General features: G+C 29.9%; 18 protein-coding genes and 2 pseudogenes. 18 read left to right on the forward strand and 2 right to left on the reverse strand.

The window, feature by feature from the left end; translation table 11 throughout:
- The first annotated feature begins 94 nt into the window (after positions 1-94).
- The 12 genes and pseudogenes from J2Z44_RS06400 to tnpA form a co-directional block, all read left to right on the forward strand.
- On the forward strand, positions 95-1,675 hold the full coding sequence (locus J2Z44_RS06400) for an AAA family ATPase (protein WP_021283627.1): 1,581 nt from the start codon (positions 95-97) through the stop codon (positions 1,673-1,675).
- Positions 1,668-2,522: a hypothetical protein gene (locus J2Z44_RS06405; protein ID WP_021283628.1), complete on the forward strand. Its 855-nt coding sequence runs from the start codon at positions 1,668-1,670 to the stop codon at positions 2,520-2,522. The genes J2Z44_RS06400 and J2Z44_RS06405 overlap by 8 nt, the downstream gene beginning before the upstream one ends.
- A gap of 1,115 nt (positions 2,523-3,637) precedes the next feature.
- Positions 3,638-3,928 carry an AAA family ATPase gene (locus J2Z44_RS06410; RefSeq protein ID WP_021283629.1) on the forward strand — a complete coding sequence of 97 codons (291 nt, stop codon included), beginning with the start codon at positions 3,638-3,640 and terminating at the stop codon, positions 3,926-3,928.
- Between the two features lie 126 nt (positions 3,929-4,054).
- Positions 4,055-4,153 carry a hypothetical protein gene (locus tag J2Z44_RS22040; RefSeq protein ID WP_378109417.1) on the forward strand — a complete coding sequence of 33 codons (99 nt, stop codon included), beginning with the start codon at positions 4,055-4,057 and terminating at the stop codon, positions 4,151-4,153.
- 649 nt (positions 4,154-4,802) lie between these two features.
- Positions 4,803-6,029 (forward strand): DNA cytosine methyltransferase, encoded by a 1,227-nt coding sequence (locus tag J2Z44_RS06420; RefSeq protein ID WP_021283631.1) that lies wholly within the window; start codon positions 4,803-4,805, stop codon positions 6,027-6,029.
- Between the two features lie 24 nt (positions 6,030-6,053).
- Complete coding sequence (gene drmD, locus J2Z44_RS06425; RefSeq protein ID WP_209649426.1) at positions 6,054-8,663, forward strand: DISARM system SNF2-like helicase DrmD; 2,610 nt, start codon at positions 6,054-6,056, stop codon at positions 8,661-8,663.
- 14 nt (positions 8,664-8,677) lie between these two features.
- On the forward strand, positions 8,678-10,300 hold the full coding sequence (locus tag J2Z44_RS06430) for a site-specific DNA-methyltransferase (RefSeq protein ID WP_021283633.1): 1,623 nt from the start codon (positions 8,678-8,680) through the stop codon (positions 10,298-10,300).
- Between the two features lies 1 nt (position 10,301).
- A complete protein-coding gene (locus tag J2Z44_RS06435; protein WP_021283634.1) occupies positions 10,302-12,962 on the forward strand; it encodes a DEAD/DEAH box helicase family protein in 2,661 nt (886 codons plus the stop codon).
- Positions 12,955-16,299: a DISARM system helicase DrmA gene (drmA, locus tag J2Z44_RS06440; protein WP_021283635.1), complete on the forward strand. Its 3,345-nt coding sequence runs from the start codon at positions 12,955-12,957 to the stop codon at positions 16,297-16,299. Before J2Z44_RS06435 ends, drmA begins: the two co-directional genes overlap by 8 nt.
- Positions 16,286-18,049, forward strand: coding sequence for a DUF1998 domain-containing protein (gene drmB, locus J2Z44_RS06445; protein ID WP_209649427.1), 1,764 nt, complete (start codon positions 16,286-16,288; stop codon positions 18,047-18,049). Before drmA ends, drmB begins: the two co-directional genes overlap by 14 nt.
- Positions 18,031-18,723: a phospholipase D-like domain-containing protein gene (locus J2Z44_RS06450; protein WP_021281823.1), complete on the forward strand. Its 693-nt coding sequence runs from the start codon at positions 18,031-18,033 to the stop codon at positions 18,721-18,723. Before drmB ends, J2Z44_RS06450 begins: the two co-directional genes overlap by 19 nt.
- 505 nt (positions 18,724-19,228) lie before the next feature.
- Positions 19,229-19,488 (forward strand): annotated as a pseudogene (gene tnpA / locus J2Z44_RS06455) (IS200/IS605 family transposase); the annotation flags it as partial.
- A gap of 208 nt (positions 19,489-19,696) precedes the next feature.
- Here the strand turns inward: tnpA and J2Z44_RS06460 are convergent.
- Positions 19,697-20,911 carry a DGQHR domain-containing protein gene (locus J2Z44_RS06460; protein ID WP_209649428.1) on the reverse strand — a complete coding sequence of 405 codons (1,215 nt, stop codon included), beginning with the start codon at positions 20,909-20,911 and terminating at the stop codon, positions 19,697-19,699.
- A 9-nt stretch (positions 20,912-20,920) separates the two neighbouring features.
- Entirely contained in the window at positions 20,921-21,664 is a 744-nt protein-coding gene (locus J2Z44_RS06465; protein WP_021281821.1) for a hypothetical protein, read from the reverse strand.
- Positions 21,665-21,787: 123 nt separating this feature from the next.
- Here J2Z44_RS06465 and J2Z44_RS22045 point away from each other — a divergent pair, with 123 nt between their 5' ends.
- The 6 genes and pseudogenes from J2Z44_RS22045 (at position 21,788) to J2Z44_RS06490 (ending at position 26,282) form a co-directional block, all read left to right on the forward strand.
- Positions 21,788-21,892, forward strand: coding sequence for an AbaSI family restriction endonuclease (locus tag J2Z44_RS22045; protein ID WP_378109413.1), 105 nt, complete (start codon positions 21,788-21,790; stop codon positions 21,890-21,892).
- Positions 21,893-22,133: 241 nt separating this feature from the next.
- A pseudogene (locus tag J2Z44_RS22050) lies at positions 22,134-22,232 on the forward strand (hypothetical protein); the annotation flags it as partial.
- 224 nt (positions 22,233-22,456) lie between these two features.
- Entirely contained in the window at positions 22,457-22,588 is a 132-nt protein-coding gene (locus tag J2Z44_RS06475; RefSeq protein WP_021281820.1) for a ParA family protein, read from the forward strand.
- A 485-nt stretch (positions 22,589-23,073) separates the two neighbouring features.
- Complete coding sequence (locus J2Z44_RS06480) at positions 23,074-24,126, forward strand: PD-(D/E)XK nuclease family protein (protein WP_021281819.1); 1,053 nt, start codon at positions 23,074-23,076, stop codon at positions 24,124-24,126.
- A 276-nt stretch (positions 24,127-24,402) separates the two neighbouring features.
- The gene (locus J2Z44_RS06485; protein ID WP_021281818.1) at positions 24,403-25,566 is read left to right on the forward strand and encodes an HNH endonuclease domain-containing protein; all 1,164 of its coding nucleotides are present in this window, start codon (positions 24,403-24,405) and stop codon (positions 25,564-25,566) included.
- A gap of 134 nt (positions 25,567-25,700) precedes the next feature.
- Positions 25,701-26,282 (forward strand): histidine phosphatase family protein, encoded by a 582-nt coding sequence (locus tag J2Z44_RS06490; RefSeq protein WP_021281817.1) that lies wholly within the window; start codon positions 25,701-25,703, stop codon positions 26,280-26,282.
- The last annotated feature ends 120 nt before the right edge of the window (positions 26,283-26,402 follow it).

Raw genomic sequence — 26,402 nt, forward strand, 5'->3', positions numbered from 1 at the left:
TGGATTGATTACCAACTAATTATTTAGGAATAGCGAGTGGAAATATAGATTAAGCTGGTAAACAATTGTGTAACTTAGGAAAGGATATGAGTAAATGAACTTTAAAGTAGTATCTTCAGGTAGTAAATGTACTGAAAATGATATTGTTTATTTGATAGAAAACAGTTGGGACGATTGGTTTACATACTCAACATTATACAAAATGTGCTATATAGATGAAAAAGGAATAAGTCATAACTTTGGTGGGGTAAAAATTGCTGAGCGAAATCAAAGTGAAAGAAGACCAAAAATACCTGAAACATTTACAGAATTAGGTAAGGACTTTTTTTCAGTAGGTTCAACTGAACTTTACTATGAAAGATTAAATAAATTTAGAGAGAAGAATGATTTTAGTGAAATAATCCTATCAAGTTTGAATGATATAGCAAAAGATTTGAATTTACTAGATGAAGTAAAGATGTTTGATGTAACTAATGTATCTTTATTAAGAGATAAAACAATAAGTACAATTAGGGGCCAGTATAACAGAATGGCATGGGGAGGTGCTAGACTGACAAATTATGAATTTAGTTACTATTTGCCTAACTGTTATGATTATGAAGAAAGTGAAAGAACTAAATTAGAATTTAGTGTTGTTCCTGAAATAATGCCACCAACTAATATTCATGTTTTAATTGGAAAGAATGGAGTTGGAAAGACAACTATATTAAAAAACATGTTACGGTCTTTGGAATATGATAATGCAAATGCAATGTATGGGCAATTTGATATAAAATGGTCTAATAATTTTGCCAATATAGTCTTTGTATCCTTTAGTGCATTCGATGAATACATGGAAATAGAATCAGAAATTATACCCTATTTACATATAGGATTATCGAAGAAGGACGGTACAAAAAACTATGATGAGTTATCTAAAGAGTTTGCTGAAAGTCTTTATATAGTAACAAAGGGTTCTAAGAGAAAGTTATGGTTTGAAGCAATAGCTATTTTAGAATCTGATAACACATTTATTGAACTAGACGTAAAAAAGTGGTCTAACGTAAGTTATAAGGACAAAGAATTTAAAGAATTAAGTACTAAATATCCATTAATAGAGAACGAGAAATCTAGAGAATATAGGGAAAGAATAGAAAAAATCATTTTTATGCAGGAAGTAGTTCCGAAATTTAAGGATTTAAGTACAGGGCACAAAGTTATTTTACTTACAGTAGCAAAACTTGTTGAAACTGTTGAGGAACAGACTTTGGTATTATTAGATGAACCAGAGGGACATTTGCATCCTCCTCTTGTTTCGGCATTTATCAGAGCATTATCAAACTTACTAATCTATAGGAATGGGGTTGCAATTGTGGCTACACATTCTCCAGTTATAGTGCAAGAAGTTCCCAAAAAGTGTGTTTGGATACTTAGAAGATCTGGTGATGAATTAGTAACAGATAGGCCTCAAATTGAAACATTTGGAGAAAATTTAAGCATACTTACCAGTGAAATATTTGGATTCGAAGTTACAAATTCAGGATTTCATAAAATGATTACTGATATAGCATTAAAAAAGTATAGCTATAAAAGTGCACTAAAAGAATTCGAAGGTGAGTTGGGGGAAGAAGGTAAAATAATGCTTAAATCTCTTATGTATGAAAAGGAACAGACAGAAGGTGAGTTGTATGATTAAAGTTAATAAGCCAAACTTTATAGAATATAAACAATGTCAAATAATAGAAGCATGTACTTATAACATGAGAAATGGAGTTAGGTTAAATAATATTTTGAGTAGTAAAAATTCAATTGTACAAGCAAGTTTAAACTATGATCAACTTGCTAATCAAGGGAAATTGTCAACAATTAGTACACATAACTCTGTATCTGGTGGAGCTACAAAAGATGACATGGTATGGCTTTATGATGCAAAATTTGTTCAGGATGGTGGAAGAAAGTATTATAACAAAATTATGCTTCTTCCAACAAATGGCATATGCCCGATGTGTGGAAAGCGAACTGTATCTACATTAGACCATTATTTACCTAAAACAAAATATCCTACATATGCTGTGACTGCATTTAATTTATTGGCATCCTGTTCTGAGTGCAATAAAGTTAAGTTAACTAAAACAATTGCATCAAGAGAAGAGGAAACCATACACCCTTATTATGATGATTTTAATGACGAGGTTTGGCTAAAAGCAGTTATAATTGAAGAATTTCCAATTGGTTTTATTTTTACTGTGTACAAGCCTGACACATGGATTGATGAAAAATTTAAAAGGGCAAAAAATCATTTTGCTACTTTTAGACTAAGTTCATTATATTCTGCACATGCAGCAGATATATTCTCCTCTTATAAGATTCAGCTAAAAAGACTATACAGAAGAAGGGGCATAGAGGCGATAAGAGAAGATTTAGAAGATCGTATGGTGTCAAATAGAGAAGTAAGACTAAATTCGTGGGAGGCTGCAGTGTACGCAGCACTGTTAAACAGTAGTTGGTTTTTTGATACTTATATACCAGCAGAAATGAGTTAGATAGGACTAAGCCTTAATTGAAGAATCAGGTCAATATTCTTACCTTTTCCTATGATTGGATTAATAATTTCTATGGCAATCAGGATATTTGCATTTTAACTCTTAGGAAGAAAAGATAAATATGTGGATAAAGTGCGACTACGATTATAAGCTGAAAAGTTATTTCATTAATCTAGATTCATTGTATAAAAAGATGCCGAAAAAGCTTTCATAAATAGAAAAAAAAGCAGTAATTTAAAATACAGCTTGGCACTATTGGGTTCATGATATGGAAATTAATAATGATTATTGGCAAGAGTATTTAAAGCCAGTTTTGCCTACCTTAAAAAGGATGACTCTAGCTATTTACTCTTGAATTTAAAACAAATAATTTAACATGGGATACTTGAGTAAATTACTAACAAAATTACAAAAAATAAGGTAAATTTTGAAAATACTATTAAGGAGTCACTCATTGGAATGGATCAATAAGCAGAAAGTATTTCTATATACCTTGAATCTGAATTATAAAGCGCTAGAAATAAAGTAACAGAGCTTAGCCTTTTGACAAGAAAATTGTCAAAAGCGTTAAAGACTGCACAAGTTAGTTCATTTTCTAGTATAGCTATAATATGTGTTCTAGTAATTTCGATAATAAATGGGGTGCTGTGATGATTTCAAAGAATTACAAATGCCAGTTAATTAAAAAGCTAAGCAGATATATGTTTGCTTAGGGCCAACATATGATTTTGAAAAGTTAGTTCAAGAAATAGCTGATGAACAAAATGATAAAGCTATTTTAGTGTTAATCAAAAACTTGGATATCTTAATTAAGAAACAATCCTTGCCGAAGATGGAGCAAAAACAAGAAAAAGTTATTGAGATATCATGCAAATATCTAGGAGCATTAAAAGTTGATGGGCTTTTGAAAATTTAAGAGTCATCAAACGTTTCATTAGGTGATTTACTTAATCAATTAGACAAGCTGGTTGGTCTTGAAAATTTGAAGTAGCAAGTCCATGATTTGATTGACTATAATCAAACACAACATTTACGAGTGAGAAACGGATTGAAAAAATCTAATAAAACTTTGTATATGGCATTGCTAAAAATACAGTGGCTGTATTGTTGGAAAGATGTATGTAGCTATCGGATTACTAAGTAAAGGACAATTTATTGAAGCGAGCAGGAATGATTTGATTGCTGAGTATCAAGGGCAAACAGCAATCAAGATCAAAAGATTAGGTAATCGTGCGAAAGTTGGAGTCCTATTTATTGATGAAGCATATTGCATAATAGAGAGTGAGCACAGTGATAGACATGGTAGAGAAAGTCTTACTGAGTTAACAAAAGCTCTCGAATATTATTGCAATGACCTAGTTGTAATCATAGCTGGGTATACTAATTTGATGGAGAGGTTCTTTTAATGAAACTTAGGATTAAAGTCAAGATTCAATACTTTTATTTCATTTAGTGATTATTCACTAGATGAGCTTGTTCAAATATTCAATTACAAATGCAATAAAAATGATTATTTTACCGAAGAGCAAGCTATTGAAAAAGTACGCGATTTGTTGCAACTGAAATTTAATGAAGAAGATGAGACCTTTTCAAATGGTCGTCTTGTTCGGAATTTATATTTGATAATATAATGATGAATCTGTCGAGGAGGATGTTAAAGTTGATCGAAAATATTGCCAAAGAATCTTTGATGTTAATTACTAAAGAAGATGTTCCTCAAGCAAGAAAGTTGAATTGAATTTTCACATCTCTGGCCAGAAGAAAGATAATAATTTTATAATCAATATGGTCCTGAGAAGTTTGACATCACTTCTGACCTCTCTAGTCAGCATGTGCCTTTTTATCAGCTAAAAAGGCAATAATTATAGAAAAGAATTTTAGAGTACACCAAGTATCAGTACATCCATAACTACTCGGTTGACTTTGAAATATTACACGTAAAGTAGCTTACATATAGTTAATAATATTAAAAATAACTTCTATATTTCTTGTAATTCTTCGTTTAGACGAATAAAATGATAATGGCATAAAATAATTTTAAATTAACGAGGTGTAATATGAATGAATACATTACATTACAGTTCAGGAAGCAGCCCCAAAATGGAGTATAAGGACAAGGAGAGTACAAGCACTATGTGCTGAGGGAAGAATTAAAGGAGCAAAAAAACATGCTTCAGTATGGGCAATTCCAGAAAGTTCTGAAAAGCCATATGATGCACGTATTATATCAGGGAAATATAAAAAAATAATAAATATTTAGAAAGTAGGACGAAATTAATAATGAATTTTATTGACTTATTCGCAGGAGCAGGAGGACTTTCAGAGGGATTTGTCTCAGCAGGCTTTACTCCTATTGCACATATAGAGATGAATGAATATGCATCATTAACATTGAAAACAAGAACATGCTATTATTATTTAAAAGAACATAAAAGGATAAACATGTATTATAGATATCTCAGAGGGGAGATTTCTCAAGAGGAATTATATAATTCAGTACCAAATGAGCTACTATCAACAGTTATGAATCAAGAAATATCAGATAAATCCATTGAGAATATATTTAACAATATTGACAACATAATTCGTGAAAAACAAATTAATAAAATTGATGTTATTATTGGTGGCCCACCATGTCAAGCATATTCTCTTGTAGGTAGGTCGAGAGACGAAAATAACATGGAAGATGATCCTAGAAATTATTTGTATAAACAATACGTGAAATTTTTAAATAAATATCAACCAGATATGTTCGTGTTTGAAAATGTACCAGGAATACTTACAGCCAAAGGTGGAAAAACCTTCAAAAATATTATCGCTTTTATGAAAAGGGTTGGATATGAAGTAGAGGCAAGACCATTAAATGCTAGTGATTTTGGGGTGTTACAAAATAGAAGAAGAATCATTATTATTGGTTGGAGAAAAGGAAGCGGATTAAGATATCCAGATTTTCAGTCTATTAAAATTAATGCAATAGTAAATGATATTCTAAGAGATTTAAGTCCATTAAATCCAGGGGAAGAGATTAATGAATACGTAGAGCCTATAAATAAATATTTAAGATGGAGTGGTATAAGAAAGAAAAATGATATTTTAACTCACCATATGTGCAGAAACCATAATGAAAGAGATAGAAAAATATATAGATTGGCTATTAATGCTTGGAATGATGGACATAGAAGATTAAAATATACAGATTTGCCAGAAGAGCTATGTACTCATAAAAATAAAGAGGCTTTTTTAGATAGATTCAAAGTAGTAGCAGGAGATATAGAAAGTGCCCAAACAATGATGGCACATATTTCAAAGGATGGACATTATTTTATTCATCCAGATGCTAATCAATGTCGTTCTTTATCAGTTAGAGAAGCAGCTAGAGTACAATCTTTTCCTGACAATTATTATTTTGAAGGCCCTAGAACAGCAAAATTTATTCAGATAGGTAATGCAGTTCCACCATTAATGGCAAAAGGTATTGCAGAAAAGATTAGGGAAATGTTAGAGTAACGTTATTTTGGGGGAATTAGAATTATGGGAGATAATATTTTTATACAACATTATGCAAGCATAAAAAAGGAGTTTTTGAAAAACAATCCATATAGTTGTTTAATAGGTTCTAATATTGATGTTAATCCACATCAAGTAGAAGCTTTTTGCTCAGCAATATCTTCTTTAAAAACTGGTGGGATTATACTAGCAGATGAAGTTGGACTTGGTAAGACTATAGAGGCAGGGCTTGTATTAAAATATGTTATTCAAAATGGCAATAAAAGAATTTTATTGATTATGCCATCAAATCTTAGAAAACAATGGCAAATAGAACTTGAAGAAAAATTTAATATATATTCCACAATTGTTGACAGCTATAATATGGATGAATATTATGAAAAGGTTGATCTAGAAAATAAAAATGTTGCAGTAATAATATGTTCTTATAATTATGCTTCTAAAAGGAATGATATATTCAGTAAGACAGCATGGGATTTTACCGTGTTTGATGAAGCTCATAAATTAAGAAATGTTCATAAATCGGGGACAAAGACATTAAAGAATTTATATCAATTAACAAAAGGAATTCCTAAAATTCTCCTTACTGCAACCCCTATTCAAAATAACTTATTAGATTTATATGGATTAGTTTATTTTATAGATGAGAAAATATTTTTTGATAAACAGATATATGGGAAAAGATATTTGAAGGATAAAAACTATGAAGAATTAAAGAAACAAATAAACCAAGTTATACATAGAACTTTAAGAAAAGATGTAGCAGAGTATTTATCTTTTAAAGAAAGAATTTGTATAACCGTTGATTTTAAATTATCACCTTCTGAAGCTATATTATATAAGATGGTAAATGATTATTTAAAGAGAGAAATCTTGTACTCAATTCCATCTTCAAATAGAACCTTAATTACAGTGGTTATAAGAAAGCTATTAGCTTCATCAAGTTATGCTGTTGCAGATACCTTTGAAGTTTTAAAAGATAGACTTGTATTATTAAAAGAAAGCACAAGAATTGAAAGCGTGGATAAAGGACTTGATTACTTTTTCTCATATTTAGATGATGATAGTGAAGATGAGGAAGAGGATAAGATTATTGAATTATATGATAAGGAAAAAGTAAATGAATTTATTCAGCATGAAATAGATATAGTTGATAACATTATAAAGTTAGCTAAAAGTATAGACAAAAATGCAAAGGCAAATGAATTGTTTAAAGCACTATCTATTGCATTTGAAAGACAAAATGAGCTAGAAAAAGATGAAAAAGTAGTTGTATTTACAGAATCTGTTAGAACTCAAGAATATCTTTTTAATGAACTTATAAAAAATGGATATGAGAATGAAGTTTTAATTTTTAATGGAAATACCTCGGATAAACGTACTGGAGATATTTACAGAGCATGGAAGGCTAAAAATTTTGGGAAGGTATTTGGCAGTCGAAATGTAGAAGTAAAACATGCTATAGTTGATTATTTTAAGAACAACTGTAAAATTCTTTTGCTTACTGATGCTGGTTCTGAGGGCTTAAATCTACAATTTTGTAATACTGTAATAAATTATGACTTGCCTTGGAATCCACAAAAGATAGAGCAGCGTATTGGTAGATGTCATAGGTATGGGCAAAAAAATGATACAGTAGTAATTAATTTGTTAAATACCGAAAACTTAGCAGATAGAAGAGTTTATGAAATTTTATCTCAAAAATTTATGTTGTTTCAAGGGGTATTTGGTGCATCAGATCAGGCACTTGGATTATTAGAATCAGGAATGAACTTTGAAAAAAGGATATTACAAATATACCAAAACTGCGATAGTTTAGGCGAATTTAATAAAGAATTTAAGGCTCTTGAAAAGGACTTTGAAAGGAAAAGAAATACTAAGTTTAAAGAATTAAAATCACTACTTATTGAGGAAAAAGATAATACTAAAGGTGAATATTATAAAAAATTTCTATCAGATATATTTAAATATTTAGATGAAAATGAGAGCTTGAAAAATGTTAATAAGCCAAATAACAAAATGAATTTACCAGCAGCTTTTAAAGTAAGAAGTTCTGCTTTAAATAAATATAATTTAAAGCACGGATATATTTTTATAGGTGGATTTTACAATAATGATAAAATTATATATCCAGTTTTAAGTGCTTTTGATGAAAGAAAGAATAAAGTAAGCTTAGACGAAAAAAGTATACGTGATGTAATTAAAAATATTGATGAGAACATAGTAGAAAAAATAGATATAAAAGAAAATGAAGTGGAGAAGTGTGGTAATGACATCTATGAAGAATTAATTCTAAATTATTATAATCAATACCAAGGGCTTATTCAGTATAATAATTCTAAAATAAATAATTGGTCAGAAATTAGAAAAGAACAGTTTAATTTAGAAATAGAAGCTATAACATCTGAAATACAAGAAATTATGGAGCAGTGTGCTGCAACTAAAGTTTTTAAAGAAAAAATAGATTACAAAAAGAGAGCAGAAGAAAGAGAAAAAGAACGTAACAATATTATTATAAAATATCATGAAGCTAATCAGGAAATAGAGGATGAAGCAAGTAAGCTTAAAGAAGATTTTAAGAAACAGTTTGATATAAATCCTTATTTGATAGTTAGATTAATACTAAAGTTTTGATTGGAGGAACAATAATGCTAAAACAAGGTAAACTTGAGTTAACTTGGGTAGGAAAATATGAAGAGAAAAAGATAGAACCAAGAATATTAATAGAAGATAAGTCAAAATCCTATGGTGATCCTAATACTGAAAATATGCTAATACATGGAGATAACCTTATAGCTTTAAAGGCTTTAGAACAGGATTATGCAGGGAAGATAAAGTGTATATATATTGATCCACCATTTAATACAGGAGCAAGAATTAATGCTGACGGAGAAGAAATAGGTTATGAAGATGGTATAGAACATTCAGAGTGGTTAGATATGATTGCAAGAAGGTTAAGAATATTAAAAGAATTATTGTCAGATGATGGAGCAATATTTGTTCATTTAGATGATAACGAATCGGATTATTGTAAGATTATTATGGATGAGATATTTGGAAGAAAAAATTATATGAATAGAATAACAGTTATATCTCGTTCTCCTTCTGCTTTTAGCACTGTAAATCCAGGAGTTTTTAAGGCTGCAGAGCATATTTTATTTTATGCAAAAAAAAGAGAATTATTAATTGAAAATGCTTGTAGGGTAAAAAGAACACCAGATTATGCTTATAACAAATGGATAGCAAATCCTGATGATTATTATACTGACTGGAAATTTATTACCGTTTCACAAGCTTTTGAAGAAAATAATAATGTTCGTAGTAAAAAACCTGAAACGCTGATTGAAAACTATAATAAATTTATAGTAAACAATGCACATAGAATATGCCGCTTAACAGCTATTAGTGATACTGGTGCAGGTAAAAAAATAATTGAAGTTAAGAAGAAGTCTATAGAAAATCCAGATGTAATTTATAGAGTTGAAAGATCCGGGTTAGATGATGTATATATTGTTAATGGTCAACAGATTTCTTTTTATATAAAAAATGTTAGGGAATTAGATGGAGAATTAGCTGCAACATCACCATTAACGGATGTGTGGAGTGATATTGCATGGGAAGGTATAGCAAATGAAGGAAGTGTAACATTTAAAAAAGGCAAGAAACCTGAAAAGTTAATTAAGCGTTGTCTTGAACTTATAACTAAGGAAGGAGACATAATACTAGACTCATTTTTAGGATCAGGAACTACAGCCGCTGTTGCTCACAAAATGAATAGAAAATGGATAGGAATTGAAATGGGTCCACAGTGTGATTCACATTGTCTCAAAAGATTAAAAGGTGTAGTTGATGGCTCAGATAAGAGCGGTATATCAAAAATTATTAATTGGCAAGGTGGAGGCGGTTTTAAATTTTATGAACTTGCAGAACCATTACTTATTAAAAACTCTAAGTTGCCCATTTACAGTATAAATCCATCCTATACTTTTGACATGATGGCAGAGGCAATATGTAAAATAGAAGGATTTAAGCATAAACCAATTGGAAATTTTCAAGGAAAGTCTTCTGAAAATAGATTTATTCATGTAACTAATGAATTTGTTAATAGTAAATATGTATTCTCTCTCGTTAATGAGTTAGAAGAAAGGCAATCTTTGTTAATATATTGTACCAAAATGCAATCAGATATTAATCTGCCAGACAATGTTGAGATAAAGAAAATTCCAAAAGACTTTTTAAATAAGTGTTGCTTTGAAAGTGAGGGAATTTAAGATGAGTATTGTTGATAAACTAAATTGGGCAATGAGCCTTAGAGAACCTCAATTTGAGGCTCTTAAAACTTTAGATAATATATGTTCTAAAATAGATTATAAAACCTATTCTAAAGAACAGGCAGAAGAAATAGCTACAGAAAACTGTCAAACACAATCCAAGATAATGGTAGATGATAATCTTGGTTTTCCTTCTTTCTGCTTTGAAATGACCACAGGTATTGGAAAGACAAGATTAATGGGGGCTTCCATATATTATTTATATAAAACTAAAGGCTACAAGCACTTTTTTATATTGGCTCCAGGGAATACAATATATGATAAACTGCGTAAGGAAGTAATGCCGCACCATCGTAAATATATGTTTAAGGGATTAGAAGCAGAAATGGGAAGACCTAAGGTATATGATGGTGAGAATTATTTATCCTATCCAGTGAAATATGTTCAAGATGAGATAGAAATTGATAATTCTTCAGAGATTCAAATATTTATTTTTAATATTGGAAAAATATTTAATAGAGGAGATGTACAATTTAAGTTCCACGAGTTCCAAGAAGCATTAGGAAAGTCCTTTGCGGAAGTACTTGCTAGTTTTGACGATTTAGTAATTTGTATGGATGAGGCACATAGGTATTATGCTCCTGCATCTATGAAAGCTATAGATTATTTGAAACCAATATTAGGATTGGAGTTTACAGCTACACCGAAATCAACAAATAAAAATATTATTTACAGCTATGGATTAGCAGAGGGAGCAGGAAAATTTCTTAAAATACCTGTAGTTATGGGAAGAACAAATACAGCAGGTTTTACTGAAAAAGATATTGAAGAAATGAAAATAAAGGATGGTATTAAGCTGCATGAGCATAGAAAAGCCACAGTTTATAAATACTGTAGTGAAAATGGATTACCTCAGGTAAAACCTATAGTTTTGATATCCTGCAAAGATACAAACCATGCTGTGGAAATAAGACAGTTAATAGATTCTGATTCCTTTTTTGATGGAAAGTATAAGGGTAAAGTTATAGAAATACATTCTAAAACAGGTAGTGTAGAAACTGAAGATAATATAAAAAAGCTATTAACTATAGAAGAGAATACCAATCCTATTGAAATAGTTTTACATGTGTACAAACTAAAGGAAGGATGGGATGTTAATAACTTATTTACGATTATTCCTTTAAATGCTGCAAAAAGTGAAATATTGGCATTGCAGACTATAGGAAGGGGACTACGTTTACCTTTTGGGAAAATAACTGGACAAGAAGAATTGGATACATTGGATATAGTAGCACATGATCATTATAGGGAATTAGTTGATGAAATAAAATCAAATCCAGTATTTAAGAAGCGTAACCTGGATGAAGAAGAAATAGAGCAAACAGAAACAGTAGAAATAGAACCAGAGCTTAATAAGGTACAGTTAGAATTATTTGAAAAAGCAATAAGTTATACAGATATGAAATCCTTTCAGGATATAAGTGATCTTAGAATACAGGAAGACCTGTATAAAGGATACTTAAAAACATATGCAAAAGAAGTAAAGGCAAAGGATAACTCCGATATACAGCAGATGACATTATTTGAACTAGAAAAGACTGTTGAAGAGAAGATAGATGAAAATTCAAAAGAAGCCTTTGAAGAACTCTCAAAGACTAAAGATAAAGCAAAAATTACTAAAACTCCAATACTCAAAAAAGATGAATTTATTGAAAAAATAAATAAGTTAAAGCAATTCGCTATTTCTGTACCTAAAATAAGTATAGGATACAGTTCTACAGTAAAGTTTAAGCCAATCATAGTTAAAAAGGGGATTAATAACTTTGAATTGGAGCAATCATATATTGAAAGATATGATGTTATAAATAATAAATTACTTGAAACACTTGAAGCAGTAGCATTAGAAATTGATGATCCAATAAATGAACTTGCATGTATGCTTCTTGAAAGTGTACCAGAGTTTAGTTCTGAAGATGCTGACTATATATTAAATATTGTAGAACAATATCTTAAGCTTATTGAAGGTTCTTATGAGGATAAGAAAAAGGTAGTAAGAAGATATGCTACTTTAATAGTAAATGAGATAAAAAAGCAAATTTATACAGCAAAAGAAGAGCATACAGAATTTATATATAGAATAGAAAAAGACCTGATTATTTTCAAACCTTTTGTAAAAAATATAAAACCAGGTGGAAGTGTTGATTTTTACAAGGATATAAAAGATAAAAAGAACATTAGACAATACTTGTTTACGGGATATAAAAAATCTTATTATCCTGAATATGGTTTTGACAGTGATGATGAAAGAAGATTCTCAGTTATATTGGAGGAAGATAAAAAGGTATTAAGATGGATTAAGCCACCACTAAATCAAATGGGACTGTTTTATAAAGCAGGTAAGCAATATAATCCTGATTTTATTGTGGAAACTACAGATTCAAAATATTTAATTGAAATTAAAGCTAAAAATGAAACAGAAGATAAGGATGTTCTTGAAAAGGCTAAAGCAGCAATAAAGTGGTGTAAGTGTGCAACAGAAGTGGATGCTGATAAAAAACAATGGGATTATAGACTTATTGCAGGGGATAAAGTTATTCTAGGTAATTCTTTCATGTACACAGTTGGTTTAAGTGAAAATTTGGAGGGAATTGAGAATGAGTGATAAATCTTATAGTAAAGTTAGGGACAAGCTACTTGACGCTTTAAGAATTGACTTAATGGGACCTTCGGAAGAAGAAGAGAAGTTAGATGAATCACCACTAAGCAGTTATATAACAGGAATGCTATATCCTAGGAAAATTTCTATATCTCCTGATGTGGAATATGAGGATAATGATTTTATGTCAGCAATGGATGAAGAATATATAGATGATGAAGAAGACGAAATAGAAGAGATGGTTGGAGCTAAGTTCAAACTTCAATCTTCTATGGGAATAAGATTTTATGTTAATAGTGACATAGAAAAATTAAAAGTTAAAGTAAAATGGGGACAATATTATAAAGATAAGATAAAACCAGATAAAGATAATGATGAAGAAAATAAAAAGAAAACTGGTAGGACTGTTTTTATACGTATTCCAAAGGAAGAAGAACTTATTCTTGATATAGGAGATAAAAATAAGAATATAGAAATAGCACTAAAAGATGATCCATCTATTAAAATTAAATCATCACAAATAAGGCTTAAGAGTGGTGCAAAATTAGTTGCAGTTTATTTGGTTAATGGGAAAGAGACCTGTGATGAAAGAGATTTTGAAAATGTGATGTTTCAAGCAGAACTCATAGTTTCTGGAATAGACAATCAACCAGTTTTTGAACCGGAACATCTTTGCAGAGACATTGAAATAGAAGATGAGTTTTATTATGAAAAAAGACCAATTTATGCTCGTGGCAATGGGTGCGCTGCAGATTGGACTAAATCAGAAGGAGACAAGGCTATAGAGGTTAAAACTGTTTTTATACCTGAACATGAAATTGCTTCTGTTAGTCCAAATCTTGAAGGATTTTCAGAAGATTATTTTTCTATGAAGTTTATGGCTAAGCCTTCAAATAAAGCTGAAACAATTAGCAGATTAAAAGCTTTAAATAGTGATTATTTTAAATGGATTAATGCTTTAAAAAGTAATTTCAAAATGCAAGAAGAGGGGTTTAGAGACAGAGGAGATAAGATTATAAATTCATGCCTAGAAGCTTATAATAGAATTTCTAAGGGTATAGAGCAAATAGAAAGCAATGATTATGCTTTTAAAGCCTTTTGCTTTATGAACCAATGTATGTATTTGCAAAGAGGAATGAGTGAATTCTCAAAAAAATATGGTAGCGGTATAAAGTGTAGTTTTAGGGATGAAGAATTTTGCAAAAAAGATCATAGCAAATGGAGACCATTCCAAATAGCATTTATACTTTTAAATATTTCTGGATGTATAAATCCTATAGATAATGAACGAAAAAATGTTGACTTGCTTTACTTTCCAACTGGAGGAGGAAAGACTGAGGCTTATTTAGGATTGATTGCATTTGTAATTGGACATAGAAGATTAACTGCAAGTAATGAAAAAGAATTTGAAAAAGATGGTGGAGTAACAGTTATTTTAAGATATACATTACGACTTTTAACCACTCAACAACGTGATAGATTAACCAAAATGATATGTGCAGCAGAGATAATTAGAAGTGAAAATGAAAATGATTATGGTAAATCACCAATTTCAATAGGATTTTGGGTTGGAGGTGGAGTAACTCCAAATAGTTTTAATGAATTTAAGTTTAATAAAGAAGATCCAACAGCTAGTGATAAAGCAGTAAATAAACTTACTAAGCAAATTATTACTTGTCCTTTCTGTGGGAGTGCAATAAATAAAGAGGATTATGAAATTGACATTGAAAAAGGAGAAGTAAATATTTATTGTCACGATGCTAATTGTCATTTTTTTAAATATAAAGAAAAGCCAATACCAGTTTATATTGTAGATGAAGAAATTTATAGAAAATGCCCAACGGTAATTATTTCAACAGTAGATAAGTTTGCAAGGCTTCCTTGGGATGAAAAAACTGGATTAATCTTCGGTAGAACAGATAGAGTTTGTGAAAGGCATGGATATATAGCTTGTGGAGAAGACCATCCAAATCGCCATAATAAAAAAGAAAATTTAAGTGCAGCTAAAGTTGTTGAAACAAGACAATTCTATCCACCAGAACTTATAGTTCAAGATGAATTACATCTTATAACAGGTCCTCTTGGAACAATATATGGCGGTTATGAAACTGTAATAGAAGAAATGTGTTCATTTACTAGAAATGGGAAGAAAATATTACCTAAATATATAGTTTCCACAGCAACTATAAAAAACGCAGATGAACAAATAAGATGTTTATATGGAAGAAATAGTTTTTCTCAATTTCCACCAAGTGGTTTTGATATTGGAGATAGTTATTTTATTAAAGAAATTAGTTTAGCTGATAAGCCCTTTAGAAAATATTGTTCAGTTTGTGCCAGCGGGCAGTCAATGAAAACTACTGTACTTAGAATATATGCAGTGCTACTTCAAACAGTTAAGGAGTTATTAAATGATGAAGAGTATAAAGAATTTATAGATCCTTATTATACTTTAATTGGTTATTTTAATAGTATAAGAGAATTAGGTGGTACTGTAAGGTTATTACAGGATGACATTCCTAAGAGAATAAAAAGAATAAAGAAAAGATATGGATATAATCAGGAAAGATTTTTAAAAAGAACAAAAGAAATTACCTCACGTATATCTTCTTATAAGATTGCAGAACTATTAGAACAATTAACTCTATCTCATGATAATGAAGAATGTTTAGATGTTGCAATAGCTACAAATATGATTGCAGTTGGTATGGATGTTGATAGACTAGGGTTAATGACTGTAATGGGACAACCTAAGCAGAATTCTGAATATATTCAAGCCACAAGCCGTATAGGAAGAAAGTTTCCTGGACTTGTAGTTACCATTTATAATCCATATAGACCAAGGGATTTATCTCACTATGAAAACTTTAAAGGGTTCCACTCACATATGTATAGATATGTAGAAGGAACTACTGCAACACCATTTTCTGCTCGTGCAAGAGATAGAGTTCTTCATGCAATAGTTGTAGCTTTATTAAGATTAAAAAATGAAGTTATGGCTGCTAACAAAGGAGCAAATAGTATTTGTGATATTAAAAATGAAATAATAGAAGAAACAAAGAAAGTAATAATAGAAAGGCTTAAGGTAGTATCAGCTAAGGCAAAAGAAGATACATCTTTTGAAATCAATCAATTTATTGAAGATTGGAAATGTTTATCAAAAGAAGAAAAAGAGTTATATTATTATATTAAAAATACTGAAAAGTATAATAGATTGTTAAATTATTACAACGAATATTGTACTCCTAAAGAAAAGCCTACACTTAATTCAATGAGAGAAGTTGAAAGTTCATCGGCACTTTATTATTTTACAGAGGAGGCTAATAAGAATGAAAATAAATAAACTGGGAGAATTAAGACCTAACCAATTAATAACAACTTTTGGTCCAGGCTCCATATTAGATGCGCTTAATGATTCGGTAACAGTCTTAGATATTAGTTATTGGGCATCTTATGGAAAAACAATATATGATTCAAGATTAGCTTCTTACTTAGGAGTGGATTTTTTTAAAACACCTAAAGCTTCTTTTATTGGGGATATTCCAGTAGTATCATTTCCAAGCTATCATGTTTGTTCTAATAGTAGGTGTAATAATTTATTTGATATTACAGAAAATTTTAACTTAGATAAATATATTCAAAACGGTCCAGTGTGTCCTTTATGCGGTTTTAAAGCATATCCTGCCAGATTTATTACGGCATGTACTGACGGACATCTTGATGATTTTCCTTGGAGATGGTGGGTTCATAAAGGAGAAACTACTTGTAAAAAAAGTATGAAATTAATTTCTACTGGAAATACATCATCATTAGCTGAGTTAATAGTTCAGTGTGATTGTGGGGCTTCAAGAAATATGAGTGGCGCAACAAGTCCAGATAATTTTAGAGAATTAAAATGTAGTGGTAGACATCCTCATAATCCAAGAGTAATTAAAAATTCCAAAGGAGTATATTCTACATGTAAAAAACAAGTGATTCCTTCACAGCGTGGAGCTTCTAACGTTTATTTTTCTGTAATAAGAAGTGCAATATCAATTCCACCTTGGATAAATCCATTATATTCATTAGTTGATGAGTACTACAGGGACATTATCAATTATAGGGATGATTTTGGTGAAATGGGAGTAACAAAAGTTTATGAGAAGTATTTTAAAGAAAGATGCTCAAGAGAAGAATTTAATGCTGCAGTTAAAAAAAGAGATGAAAAAATAAAAGAGTTTACTGAGATTAAAGAAATGGAATATTCAGCGATTACTCATCATGATGATATGATATACCAAACAAATGTAAAATACTTTAAAGCAGAGGAAGAAGCCGTTCCTAATTATCTATCAAAATATTTCTCAAGGATTATTAAAGTTCATAGATTAAGAGAAGTAATGGTATTACTAGGTTTTATGAGAATGGAAGCACCTGAACCAGAAGTAGATGATCCTAAAAATATAGTGCCGCTAACAAAAAGTAAAGTAGAACCTTGGCTGCCAGCAGTTGAAATAAATGGCGAAGGGATTTTTATTGAGTTCAACAAAGAAACAGTTAAAGAATGGAAGCAAAATCTAAAAACTCAAAAATTATCAGAAAAATATAAGAGTTATTACAGCGAATTTTGTCAATCTAGGGGATGGACAAAATTTAAGGAAAGAAATGCGGAATACGTTCTCTTACATACTTTTGCTCATTTAATGATTAAGGAAATGGCTATGCTTTGTGGTTATTCATCCTCTGCGATTAAAGAGAGAATATACAGTAGTGAAAACATGTGTGGCGTATTACTTTATACTGGAAGTGCTGATAAAGAAGGATCTTTAGGTGGATTAGTTGAAATGGGTGAAATAAGGAGTTTTAATAAACTATTAAAGCAGGCATTGGAAAATGCACTGACCTGTACAACAGATCCAGAATGTATGGCAAATGAGCCTTCTGATGAAAGATTAAATGGTGCTGCTTGTCATTCTTGTGCAATGATTTCAGAAACAGCCTGTGAAAATGGAAACAGATTATTAGATAGAAAACTTGTTGTACCTTTAGATATAGATGGAGATTGTAGTTATTTTAAAGATTTGGTGAAAGAACTATGTGGAATGGAAGTATAAGTGAAGCACTTCTTATAGAAACCATTGTATCAGATATTGAAAAAATTAATGATACTTTGGATTTTAACTTGAGTTTTAAGGAATCTCTTATAGAAATTAATAAGAGATTCCCCAATCTATCTTTTGAAGAAGCAAATAGATTGCTTCAAGTTGCAATTGGTTTATATAATTACAAAAGTACTGAAAAGGTTGAGATTGTAATAACAGCACCAAATAGTTTCAAATTAAATGCAAGGAAGACCAGTGTGATTATAAAAGAATTAATATTTAGTGCAGAGAAGAGCATAACTTTGACTGGCTATTCAATATCAGACTATGCAATGGAATTATTTGATGAAATAGTTAATAAAGCAAGAAAAGGGGTATTTGTAAATTTATATCTTAATGATTTTGAGAATAAAAAAGAGCATTTAGATAAGCTTCTATTGTATAAAAGTAGATATTTAAATATTTATGATTATAACAAAAACACAAAAGACAAAATGGCAGCTCTTCATGCCAAAGTAATAGTTATAGATTCCTATAAAACTTTTATTTCTTCTTCGAACCTTTCCTATCATGGAATTGAAGGAAATATTGAAATGGGAACGGTTATAGAGTCTTTGAAAAAAGCAGGATTAGTTGAGGGGATGTTAAAAGAACTTAAGAGGCAGAAGGTATTTCAAAAGATATAGGTAAAAAGGAGAGAGTATTATGTCTACACCAAAAATAAGCGAATTTCATTGCCATTTATTATTATATAAGAGTGAATAAAATAATAACAAAAAATACCCAAAATAAATTTTTAAGTGGCACTAAGATATGTACCATTTAAAATTACTATTCAATTGCAGAATTTTAGAGGTTCATCGTATATTTATGCCATTTTAATGGACAGTAAAACAAGAGAGAATCATTGGTAAAACTTAAGTAGAGCAATGTAGGAGTATTAGTTTTAGAAAATTATTTATATTGGTCTTGTTGAAAGGATTGGTTTTAAGTAAAACTAATCCTTTTATTGTGTAACGAATACCACGGGCTAGGCCCGTGGTTCTAAAAAGCTTTTAGCTATGAGTAGAAAAAAGTAAACCTCCTTTGTTAAAATAGATACAGGTTCGCCAACCGCATCAATAACGAAGGAGGTCATCCAATATGGATAGTCAAAGTTTAGCACATAGTAAGTGGAATTGTAAATAATATATAGTTTTTGCACCAAAACACCGTAGGCAAGTGATATATGGAAAAATTAAAGTTGATATAGGTAAAATTCTTAGAAAGTTATGTGAACACAAAGGTGTAGAGATCATAGAGGCAAACGCTACCCAGATCATATACATATGTTAGTGAGTATTCCACCTAAAATTAGCGTAGCTCAATTTATGGGATACTTAAAGGGGAAAAGTTCGCTCATAATATTGGATAGACATGCAAATTTAAAATATAAGTATGGGAACAGACAATTGTTGATTTACAATTAATATTGGGTTCTTTTCAAAGTTAGTTGATTTGTGAATGGGGTGTTAAAGTAACTAAGAAATATTAAAAAAAAATCTTAGAGTATTAGAAAAAAGCGGGTTGAAGAAAACCCGCTTACTGCTAATAGAGAATACAATTATTTGGAATGGTTTTAGAATTTTTAAAAGTCACAAAGGCTTTAAAGGTAAGAAACTAAATACTGTAATTTAATATTTTCAATATTTTATACAACATTTTTTTTTGATTTTTTTTGCCAGTACCCTGGATGAGTATTTCATCATTTGCCCAATCAATTTTGTCTTTTAGACTGTTTATTATATTGAAGTATTTTTCATAATTTGCTTCCTTCACTTCATTATATACAAAAGGAAACAGAAGCATAATTGATCCAAAGCCGTTTGTTTTCAGTAATTGACTTCTCTGAATTTTTAATACATAATTAGAATAATCAATAAATTGATTTGGGTTATTATAAATATCCTTATTAAGAACTTCACTTAAATAAGAAGCATATTCATTGAAGTCTGATATATCATCAAATGCTTTACTTTCAATAACTGGCCATTGTTTTTTAAATACCCTTTGAAAACACTTAAGATATATGAACAAATGACTATATATTGATTGGATATTTGAAATATCAAAGTTTATTGATTTTAATACTTCATCAACACTCTGTATGAAGAAAGCTTGTGATATAGCTCCGCCGCCAATTCCTAGCATCTTTATATGATGAAATAATGGAGACTCAGGATCATTATTTAGCTTTTTACATAACATATGTAAAGTTTTAATTTTATTCGATTTAGAGTTTGTACTATTAACAAGATCAAATAAGTCATAAATAACAGATTTATTGACAGGGGTTTGATTACCATTAATATCGGCAAAAACTTTTGCACAAGTATATTTTGTCGCATTAAATAACAAAACGGCCGATACTTCAAAATCTTCTTTATTTACCATGTCCGAAATAAATAATCCTGCTAAACGATGCTGTCCATCCACAATTTGAAATGTAATATCATGTGGAAGTTCGATTTCTCCAAAATCATTACTCTCCATTTTGAGATAAGACTGTTCAAATCCTTCATACTTAGATATATCAACTCCAAGAACAACAGATGTTGGAAAGTAACTATCATCATTTTCATCTAAAAATTGTTGTATTTTGTTTATCCTACTTATTTGGATCCTTCTCTGGACACCTTCATCAGATGCATTTATCTCTATTCCTTTTTTTTTCAATTTGTCAATATAGTCATTATATTTTATTACTTCTTCAGGAGTATTACTGTAGGGTTCTCTAAAATGAAAATTAATCCTACCTTTTAACTCTGATGCCTTAAACTTAGTGATATAAAAAACTTCATTTTTTTGAACTATTTTTATATAAGGAATCTTCATAATACCCTCCTATGTAATCGGATTTTGAATAGCATTATAATCATCATCTAATCCATCGAAATCAGTAATTAATATATCATGCTTCTCAACCCAATTAGTAAGATCTTTTATTTCTATAGTTTTTTTAAAATTTATTTTAATTAAAATTTCTGAAACAATAAAAAATATACATGAAGCTATAACTGAATAACATACATTATCGACAGTAGAACTCTCACTTGTAAATGAAAGGAACAGCCCAAGTAGAGTAACTAGTAACATTATACTCAACCTGAAAATTTCTCTATAAAGAAATTTAGAAAATGAAAAAACATTTGATTTTATCATAATTTTATTCGAAATAATATCCTCACCGACATAAATAAATAGCAGCGCTTTATTATCAATTAATTTTAGCTTGAAGTTGGTTAATTTACTCTTTATATCATCAAATGCGTAATTTAAAGCTTCACTAATATCTTCAATAGAGGATATTACAACTACTTCATATGTTGCTTGATCTATAGAGTCATGTTCATCAATTTGAACTATATAATAATGAGTTTTAGATAAATAATTGTATGAAATAACAGCTTTTTCTGAGTACATTGTTTTTATTTGTTCCTTTTTAATTTCGCTCCATTTTCTTTCAGCAAATTCTTTATATGTTTCAGCATGCTTTGATTTTTCTTTATAGCAATTCATAACACTCTGTTTAATGTCAGAGCAACTGTGTTTTGATTTTATGGATATTGAGAATTTGAATACATTCACAGTGCGCACCCCCATAGAGATTTGATTAAAATACTGTCAATTTTCGCATTATGACATATATTATAACATATAAAGATAAATTTTCCATAAGATTCATCATATTTCCCTACGATAAAGGTAAAAATGAAAATATCGCTTACGGATATGTGCTTTCCACAAATGAATTTAGATGTTAAGACTGATGAACCCTATCATATAAGGAATATTAAAGCAAACAAAGTATGGTAAGTAGATATCTTAAATTTAAAAAATAATAAAATTGTTAGAGGTAAGGTCAGTAGGGGATTAAAAGATATACACGAATAAATCGATAATATAATTAATGAAATTAACTCTATTGTAAGGGGGCTTGGAGAAAAAATTATTTCTTGAGATATGGAAAGGAGCATAATCCAGAAACTTATATGAATAAAGTATTTATATCTTTATGCGAAATGGAGCATTCTAAAATTACTCCTACACAACGAAAAAACGTATCGTATTTGTTAAAGATAGAGGTCCACTAGGAGATATAATGTATAGGTTTAAGGGCTTATTTGAATTAGATAAAGAAGAAACACTGAAGTAGAACTGTAAGAACATATAGAGTAGAGGAATTAACATGAATTTTATTATGTAATCTAAAATAATTTCACTAATATATGCAACAAATTATATGATTAATGATGAATGACTGTGAAGGGTACTTGGTTAGATTAAAAACAAGTACCATTTATTTATTTTGAACATTTATCTATGCCCGTAAAATTAAATGTAAGTAGAAACTTTTTAATAATTTCAAGGTGGATATTTTTGAAGGAAGTTTCAGTTATAAATTATAAGAGTGGAGTAGGTAAAACAACAGTTACTGCTAATGATGCTACCGAGCTTGCAAAAGGTGTGAAAAGCGTTCTAATAATTGATTTAGATCCACAAGCAAGCTAAAAATTATCCTTTATTAATGTAAAAGAATGGGAATCAAAATATAAGTATACCAGAACAATAAAAAACTGGTATGGTGGTATTTTAAATAAAGGCCAGTAGAATCATCAAATTGTATAATTGATAAATAAATAATGACTTATCAACGAAATTAAGTCTTATACCTTCTCATCTAAGACTATTTGATGTGGAAATAGAGTTGTACATGAGATTAGGGATCATGGAAGAGAAAATTAATAGCTAATAAACTAAAAACTCTCTCCTTACTATCAAAAGGCATAAAAGCTTGGGAATTTATATGTTGTTGTTTGATTGACTGTCAGCCAAGCTTTAATTTAATTGCTCAAAGTGCAATAGTAAGTAGCGATAATTATTTGATTCTTAACATTTAACATAAATAGAATTGTTTCAATAACCGCTTACCAAAATTATGTTATAATACAGATGAAATGAAAAAAAACAAAAATTGGAATTTATGAGGTGTGAACATGGGAGTTTTTGAAAGAATATATAAACTTGTTAAAAATTCACCTAATAACCCAAGAGAAGATTATCTTACTGAAATTTTTGGCGAAGTGATAAAGGACAAGGGTATTTTAAGCGAGTTTATAGAGAAATTTCTTTGCATTGATAATATTGACATAAATAGCTTTAAAGTAGATACACAAAGAACTTATGAAAAATTAGACCATCATGAAACTGATAGTAGGCCAGATTTAGTTATAGAATTTTACGATAGTGTAGGGAAAGGTAAATATGTTGTGTTTGTTGAGTCTAAACTTGGAGCAAAAGAAGGATGTAAGCAATTGGAAAGATATAGAGAGCATTTGCTAAACCTTACTAATAATGGAATACAGGCTCATTTTATCTATTTAACAGCCCTATATGACCCTAAAGAAGATGAGAAAGCACTAAGTTCGCTTACTGGTATAAATTTTTTTCAATATAGATGGTATGAAATTTACAACTGGCTTAAGAAATTCAAGGATGATAGACTAAATCAATGTTTAATTGAATATATGGAGGAATTGGGAATGGACAAAGAAAGAATATTTTTACCACAGGATATATACCTTATTCAAAATCTCGATAGAATAATTTCAATGGTTGAGGAAACTATGAGTGATAAAGTACAAGAAGTACTGAGCAAATTTGGGAAGATATCACAGGCTAATAGACTCAATCAACTTTTAAGTGATGGTATATACAGAAAATTTGTAAGTATAGGAAATGACCTAGAAGTAAGTGTAGATTTATATTTAACTGATAAAATTTATCCTATGGTTTCAACTTCATTATGGGTTTCTGAGAAATATGAGAACCTTGATAAGGTAAGAAACTTAATGAAGAGTTATGTAGATAAGAATATAGATTTCAATTTGGATTTAGAAACCTGGGAAGGGTGGATTGGGTTATGCATTGATAAGTCATTACTGACCTTTTTAAGTGAAGAAGACCATGTTAAAGCTATACAAGACTTCTACATAAAGGGGCTTGAAAACATAAAGAATTTTATGGATGTAAATTTAAATTGTAAGTAAGCAAATTTAATTTAAATGAAACTAAAGAAGTTGTTTTGTTGAGATTCCTTGTCATTAACAACATTTTGGAAGCTTCAAGATTAGATCTCTTTTATTAAGAAGCTGTTAAGTAGCTTTGAAGTTGCTTAGATGTAATAATGTGACTTTCCTATAAGTAATTAACTAGTTCCGTCTAAATTTGCTTCCAAAGTTGTTCTTAAATAGGAGTTTGTATATTAACTTGAGTAAAAATTATAAATTAATGAGAATAAAAGCTATGGGTTAGGGGGAAGAGCTATGAGCAAAATTTTATTGGACCAAAATCAAATAATACTGCCTAAGTCAGTAGAAATGATACCTTATAGCAGAGAAGTAGATTATTCAACCTTTTCAAGAGTTTTAGATGATAAGGTGGTCACTGCAAGTTATAAGATGTATTGGTTAATTGCCTTACTTGATGAGGTTTCCTTGGGGAGTGTTGAAATTCCTTTTAAAAAGTTAGTTTCAAGGATGGTAGTTAATGCTTGGTATCCATTAAGAGCTTTTAAGCTGAGTTTTGGGTATTGTGATAATTTAGTTACTGTGGTTAATTACATTGCTGATACCTATGGCTTTGAAAATAATTATGAGGAAAATAAGCTGCTTAATTTTTTATATAATACGGAAGACAAAGCCTTAGTTAAGCTGCTAAAGGATTTAACCTTAAATGTCCCCTATAGATTTTTATCTCCTTTTCTTAATGATAAGGTTATGGATAAGAAGAAACCTATGAAGGAGCTGGAAGAACTATCTAGAATGGAGAGCAACTGTATTTATGGAATATATAAAGATGATGATAATGAGAGTTTTATTAGAATAAAAGATGGATGGATAGACTATTTAAAATATAATTATAGGATAATTAAAGGTTGGGCTTATTACAAGTTAGTGTGTTTTCTTCAAAAAAGAAATCCTAATGTACCAGCTATAGCCTTTAAGCTAGAAGCACCTAAGGAGAGAAAGCTTTCTAAGGCAACAAAGCTTTGGAAGGATGTAATTAGCACTTCTAAAATTGCAGATATCTACACTGGAAAGTATTTTACTGAAGAAAATTATGATCTTCATGGTGGCTTAAGTATAGATCACTTTATTCCTTGGAGCTTTGTGCTGCATGATCAGATTTGGAACTTAGTGCCTACCTTTAAGAATATTAATAGTAAAAAAAGTGATGACTTATTACTTTATGATAATTACATAGCTGATTTTTGTGATTTGCAGTATGAAGCTTTTTCTCATGTGTGTAAGAAAAAAGTTAATGATATTGCAGAGGAATATATAGATGCTTTTAGAGTTGAAAACATCTATGAGTTTTATAAAAGTGGTACCAAGGAAATGTTTAGTAATGAACTTAAAAAGTGCATTTCTCCTCTGTACCAAATTGCTGCTAATCAAGGTTTTAAAGTGAGAGAAAAATTGCTTTAATTAAAGCATTGCAAGGGTTAAATTATATTCCATTTATAATTGAAGTTTCAATTTAATTAGTTATTACTATAAGAGTTTATAAACAGTTAAAGAATAAAACTAAGTTTTAACAAATTATTTCTAAGAAGAAAGGCATGAGAACAATGAACTTAAACAATAAAGAAAACCTTAAAAATATATACCTAATCAGACACTGCAAAGCGGAGGGACAACCTGCTGAGGCAAAGCTCACTGACCTTGGATTAAAGCAAGCTAAAGAGCTTATAGAGTTTTTAAAACCTTATGATATTCAATACATAGCTTCAAGTCCTTATGTGAGAGCTGTAGACACCATAACTCCACTAAGTAAAGAGCTTAATTTATCAATAAATATTGATGAAAGACTTAAGGAGAAAGTACTAACTTCAAAGGAGGTAGAGGATTTTACTCCGCTGTTAAGAGCAGCTTTTGAGGATATGGATTTAAAATATGAAGGTGGAGAGTCCTCAAGAGAAGCTACCTCTAGAGCTATAGAAGCTTTAAAAGATTTAATTAAAAGAGAAGAAAGTAATATTGCTGTGGTAACTCATGGAGAGCTTTTTTCACTGATTATAAAATATTTTAATAGTTCCTTTGGCTATGAAGGCTGGCAAAGCTTAACTAATCCAGATGTGTATGTGTTAACTTTTAAAGGTAATGAAATGAATAAAGTTGACATAAATAGAATTTGGGAGTAAGGATATTAGTAAAGTAAGTCTATAGCAAATTACTTCGTGGCAGAAGTTGAAGTCATGTTAGTACAATGTTACAAACATAGGGCACACAATAAGGGTATATGGTATAATTAACCATAGATT

Origin of the sequence: Clostridium punense, assembly GCF_017874425.1 — a bacterium.
Classification (GTDB): domain Bacteria; phylum Bacillota; class Clostridia; order Clostridiales; family Clostridiaceae; genus Clostridium_J; species Clostridium_J punense.

Bases quoted from the DNA above. Each gene is read 5' to 3' on its own strand.
- J2Z44_RS06400 (WP_021283627.1), top strand. From the start codon at position 95: ATGAACTTTAAAGTAGTATCTTCAGGTAGTAAATGTACTGAAAATGAT.
- J2Z44_RS06405 (WP_021283628.1), top strand. From the start codon at position 1,668: ATGATTAAAGTTAATAAGCCAAACTTTATAGAATATAAACAATGTCAA.
- J2Z44_RS06410 (WP_021283629.1), top strand. From the start codon at position 3,638: ATGTATGTAGCTATCGGATTACTAAGTAAAGGACAATTTATTGAAGCG.
- J2Z44_RS06420 (WP_021283631.1), top strand. From the start codon at position 4,803: ATGAATTTTATTGACTTATTCGCAGGAGCAGGAGGACTTTCAGAGGGA.
- drmD (WP_209649426.1), top strand. From the start codon at position 6,054: ATGGGAGATAATATTTTTATACAACATTATGCAAGCATAAAAAAGGAG.
- J2Z44_RS06430 (WP_021283633.1), top strand. From the start codon at position 8,678: ATGCTAAAACAAGGTAAACTTGAGTTAACTTGGGTAGGAAAATATGAA.
- J2Z44_RS06435 (WP_021283634.1), top strand. From the start codon at position 10,302: ATGAGTATTGTTGATAAACTAAATTGGGCAATGAGCCTTAGAGAACCT.
- drmA (WP_021283635.1), top strand. From the start codon at position 12,955: ATGAGTGATAAATCTTATAGTAAAGTTAGGGACAAGCTACTTGACGCT.
- drmB (WP_209649427.1), top strand. From the start codon at position 16,286: ATGAAAATAAATAAACTGGGAGAATTAAGACCTAACCAATTAATAACA.
- J2Z44_RS06450 (WP_021281823.1), top strand. From the start codon at position 18,031: ATGTGGAATGGAAGTATAAGTGAAGCACTTCTTATAGAAACCATTGTA.
- J2Z44_RS06460 (WP_209649428.1), bottom strand. From the start codon at position 20,911: ATGAAGATTCCTTATATAAAAATAGTTCAAAAAAATGAAGTTTTTTAT.
- J2Z44_RS22045 (WP_378109413.1), top strand. From the start codon at position 21,788: ATGAAAATATCGCTTACGGATATGTGCTTTCCACAAATGAATTTAGAT.
- J2Z44_RS06480 (WP_021281819.1), top strand. From the start codon at position 23,074: ATGGGAGTTTTTGAAAGAATATATAAACTTGTTAAAAATTCACCTAAT.
- J2Z44_RS06485 (WP_021281818.1), top strand. From the start codon at position 24,403: ATGAGCAAAATTTTATTGGACCAAAATCAAATAATACTGCCTAAGTCA.
- J2Z44_RS06490 (WP_021281817.1), top strand. From the start codon at position 25,701: ATGAGAACAATGAACTTAAACAATAAAGAAAACCTTAAAAATATATAC.